Here is a 4,177-nt window from a genome sequence, read left to right as displayed (position 1 = left end):
GCTCGTCCCGCGCCGCCAGCTCCGCGAAGAACTCCGGCGCCGTGACCAGCTCCTTCTCCAGCAGCACCGCCCGGTCGACCACCGCACGCGCCGACACACCCCGCCCGGCATGCACCGCCGCGTGCAACGCCCGCAGCGAACCGGCATGCCGCACATCACCGATCACCAGCCGGCCGCCGGGCGCCAGCAGCCCCAGCGCCTGGCCGACGACCCTGGCCAGATACTCCCCGTCCGGGAAGTACTGGATCACCGAGTTGATCAGTACGGTGTCGAACGTGCCGGCCGGCAGGCCCTCCGTCACGTCGGCGGCCTGGCAGCGCAGGTGCACCCGGTCGTCGAGGCCCGCGGCCCGTACCTGGCCGGTCAGCCGCTCGATGACGGCGCCGGACAGGTCGGTGCCCCAGTACGCGTCCACGTGCCGGGCCAAGTGCCCCATGAGCAGGCCGGTTCCGACGCCGATCTCCAGGACGCGACGGCCGCCGAAGCCCCGTACCCGCTCCACGGCCGCGTCCCGCCACGCCCGCATCTCGTCCAGCGGAATCGGCTCACCCGTGTACGAGCTGTCCCAGCCGGAGAAGTCCTCACCGAAACCGAAGGCCCCGGCGCCCGGCCCGGAGTACACCGAGTCGTAGATCTCCCGCCACTCCCCCACCTGCGCGTCGGTGCCGGAGGCGGCCTCCTCGACGACGCCCGCGACCGCGGCGGCGGCGAGGTCGGGCACGACGTACGCGGCGAGGCGCTGGTCGCCCGGCGCGTCCTCGCGGGCCACCACCACGGCCTGGCGTACGCCCTCCGAAGCCGTCAGCAGCGACTCGATCTCGCCCGGCTCGATACGGAAACCACGGACCTTGACCTGCTCGTCCGCACGGCCCAGGTACTCCAACTGCCCGTCCGCGCGCCACCGCGCCAGGTCGCCCGTCCGGTACATCCGTACGCCCGGCTCGAAGGGCGACGCGACGAACCGCTCCGCCGTCAGCCCGGGCCGGTTCGCGTAGCCGCGCGCCAGCCCCGCGCCCGCCGCATACAACTCCCCGGCCACACCCACCGGCACCGGACGCAGCCCGGCGTCCAGCACGTACGCCTTGGTGTTGCCGACCGGGCGGCCGATCGGCACCACGCCGCCGGTGCACGTGTCGCTCATGGACACACAGACCGTCGACTCGGTCGGTCCGTACGCGTTCACGACCGTGCGGCCGCCGGCCGACCAGCGCGCCACCAGCTCGGGCGGCGCGGCCTCGGCCCCCACGACCAGGCAGGCCAAGTCCGGCAGCGCGGCACCGGCGCCGGCAGGCAGCGTGGCCACCACCGACGGCGGGATCAGGGCGTGGGTGATGCGCCGGTCGGCGAGGACGCCTTGCAGTGACTCGCCGACGAGCCGGCCGCCCTCCGGAACCACCAGGGTGGCGCCCGGCGCGAAGGCGACGACCAGTTCCCAGACGGCGGCGTCGAAGCTGGGCGACGCGAACTGGAGGACCCGGCTGCCGGCCGTCACACCCAGACGTTCCCGCTGGGTGTGCGCCAGGCTCGCCACGCCCCGGTGCGGGACCACCACGCCCTTGGGGCGCCCGGTGGAGCCCGAGGTGTAGATCACGTACGCCGGGCTCTCCGGCGCGACGGCCACGCCCGGGTCGATGTCCGGGAAGCCGGACAGATCCTGCCGCAGCGCCGCCTCGTCCAGGACGAGAACGGGCGCCGCGTCGGCCAGCATGTACCGGCGGCGCTCCTCCGGATAGTCCGGGTCCACCGGCACGTACGCGCCGCCCGCCTTCAGTACGGCGAGGACCGCGACCACCAGGTCGGCGGACCGGGGCAGCAGCACCCCGACCAGCTTCTCCGGACCCACACCCTGGCCGGTCAGCCAGTGCGCCAGCCGGTTCACCCGCGCGTCCAGCTCCGCGTAGGAGAGCGACAGGTCGCCCGCCACGAGGGCGGCCGCGTCCGGGGTGCGGCGGGCGTGTCCGGCGACGAACCCGGCGAGGGTGGTGCCGGGCACCTCGGCGGCCGTCCGGTTCCATCCGGCCACCACCTGGTCGCGCTCGGCTTCGGACAGCAGCTCCACCTGCCCGACGGGCAGCGACGGGTCGGCCGTCACCTGCTCCAGCAGCCGCACCCAGCGGTCGAGCAGCCTTTCGACCGTGGACCGGTCGAAGAGGTCGGTCGCGTACTCGACGGTGGCGGTGACGCCCTGTTCGCCGCTGTTCTCGTCCAGGCTGAGCAGCATGTCGAAGCGGGACCTGCCGATGCCGACGGCTTCCGGACCGACCCGCAGGCCGGGGAGTTCGAAGGCGCTCCGGGGTGTGTTCTGGAGGACCAGGGCGACCTGGAAGAGGGGGTGGTGGGAGGTGGAGCGCTGCGGGTTGAGGAGTTCCACCAGATGCTCGAACGGCACGTCCTGGTGCGCGTACGCGGCGAGACTCGACTCCCGTACGCGGCCCAGCAACTCCTCGAAACTCGGATCCCCGGAGGTGTCCGTGCGCAATACGAAGGTGTTGACGAACAGGCCCACCAGATCGTCCAGCGCCTCGTCCGTACGCCCCGCCACACCACTGCCCAACGCGATGTCCGTCCCCGCGCCCAGCCGCGTCAGCAGCGCCGCCATACCGGCCTGGAGGACCATGAACACCGTCGCGTTCGAGCGGCGGGCCAGCGCCACCAGCCGCCGGTGCAGCCCGGCGGACAGCGCGAAGTCGACGTGGGTGCCCTGGTACGTGGCGACCGCCGGGCGCGGCCGGTCGGCGGGGAACGTCACCTGCTCCGGTACGCCCGCCAACTGCCGCCGCCAGTAGGCGACCTGCCGGGAGTAGAGGCTCTCCGGGTCGCTCTCGTCGCCGAGCAGTTCCCGCTGCCACAGGGTGTAGTCCGCGTACTGCACGGGCAGCTCCGACCACCGCGGGGCGGCGCCGCGGGTCCGGGCGGTGTAGGCGGTCACGAAGTCGCGCGCGATCGGGCCCATCGACCAGCCGTCGCCCGCGATGTGGTGGACGAGCAGCAGCAGGACACCCGTCCGCGGGCCGGTGCGGAAGAGCCAGGCGCGCACCGGGATCTCCCCGGCGAGGTCGAAGCCGTACGTGGCCGCCGCGTCGAGGGCGGCCGGCAGCCCGGCCTCGGTGACGGTACGGCTCTCCCACCTGAAGTCCGCCTCGGCCGGGTCCAGCACCCGCTGGTGCGGCTCGCCGTCCTCGGTCTGCGGGAAGACGGTACGCAGCGACTCGTGCCGCCCGATCACATCCCGCAGGGCCGCGTGCAGCGCGTCCGCGTCCATGTCACCGGTCAGGCGCAGCGCCAGCGGCATGTTGTACGTCGCGGAGCGGCCCTCCAGTTGGTGCAGGAACCACAGGCGGCGCTGCGCGAACGACAGCGGCACCACATCGGGACGCTCCATCGGGACCAGGGCCGTACGGGTGCGGCCGTCGCCGGTGAGGCGGGCCGCCAGCCCGGCGACGGTCGGCGCCTCGAAGACCGCGGCGATCGGCACCTCGGTGCCCAGGCTGCTGCGGATGCGGCTGACCAGGCGGGTGGTGAGCAGCGAGTGCCCGCCCAGGTCGAAGAAGCTGTCGTCGATGCCGATCCGGCCCACGCCGAGCACCTCGGCGAACAGGCCGCACAGCACCTCTTCCTGTGGGGTGCGCGGGGCACGGCCGCCCGGGGTGGCGGCGTATTCGGGTACGGGCAGCGCCTTGCGGTCCAGCTTGCCGTTGGGCGTCAGCGGCAGCCGGTCCAGGACCATGACCGCCGACGGCACCATGTACTCCGGCAGCCGCTCCGACAGGTGCGCGCGGGCCGCCTCGACGACCGCGCCGATGCCCTTCGCGGCCACCGGGTTGTTCGTCCAGGGGCCGCCGGAGGTGGCGGGCGCGTAGACGCCCGACAGGACGGTCCCGTCCGCGCCGCCGGGCAGGATCACGGCGTCGAAGAGGTCCATCGACCGCGCCGACCAGGTGGGGACCACGCGCAGACCGTGCTCCCGCCCCCGTGCGACCAGGTCCTCCGGGTCGATCGCGGCGCCACCGGCGAAGCCTTCGGCATTCGGGCCGTCCAGGCCGTCCAGCGCGCGCTCGGCCGCCACCTCGGCGACCAGACGGGCGTTGGGTATGCCGGTGAGGCGCACCGGGCCCTCGGGGAGCCGCCCCAGGTCGAGGCCGGCGCTCCAGGCCACCTGCCGGATCCCGGAGAGATC

The 4,177-nt window shown here is 73.9% G+C and carries 1 pseudogene; it reads right to left on the bottom strand.

From position 1 onward, the window contains the following. Positions 1-4,156: pseudogene (locus ACH4EB_RS38505) on the bottom strand (amino acid adenylation domain-containing protein); the annotation flags it as partial. Between the last annotated feature and the right edge of the window lie 21 nt (positions 4,157-4,177).

Source organism: Streptomyces sp. NPDC018045, assembly GCF_044327445.1.
In the GTDB taxonomy this organism is placed as follows: Bacteria; Actinomycetota; Actinomycetes; order Streptomycetales; family Streptomycetaceae; genus Streptomyces.
The sequence above is the reverse complement of the archived record's forward strand: the minus strand, read 5'-3'. Positions and strand labels throughout refer to the sequence as shown.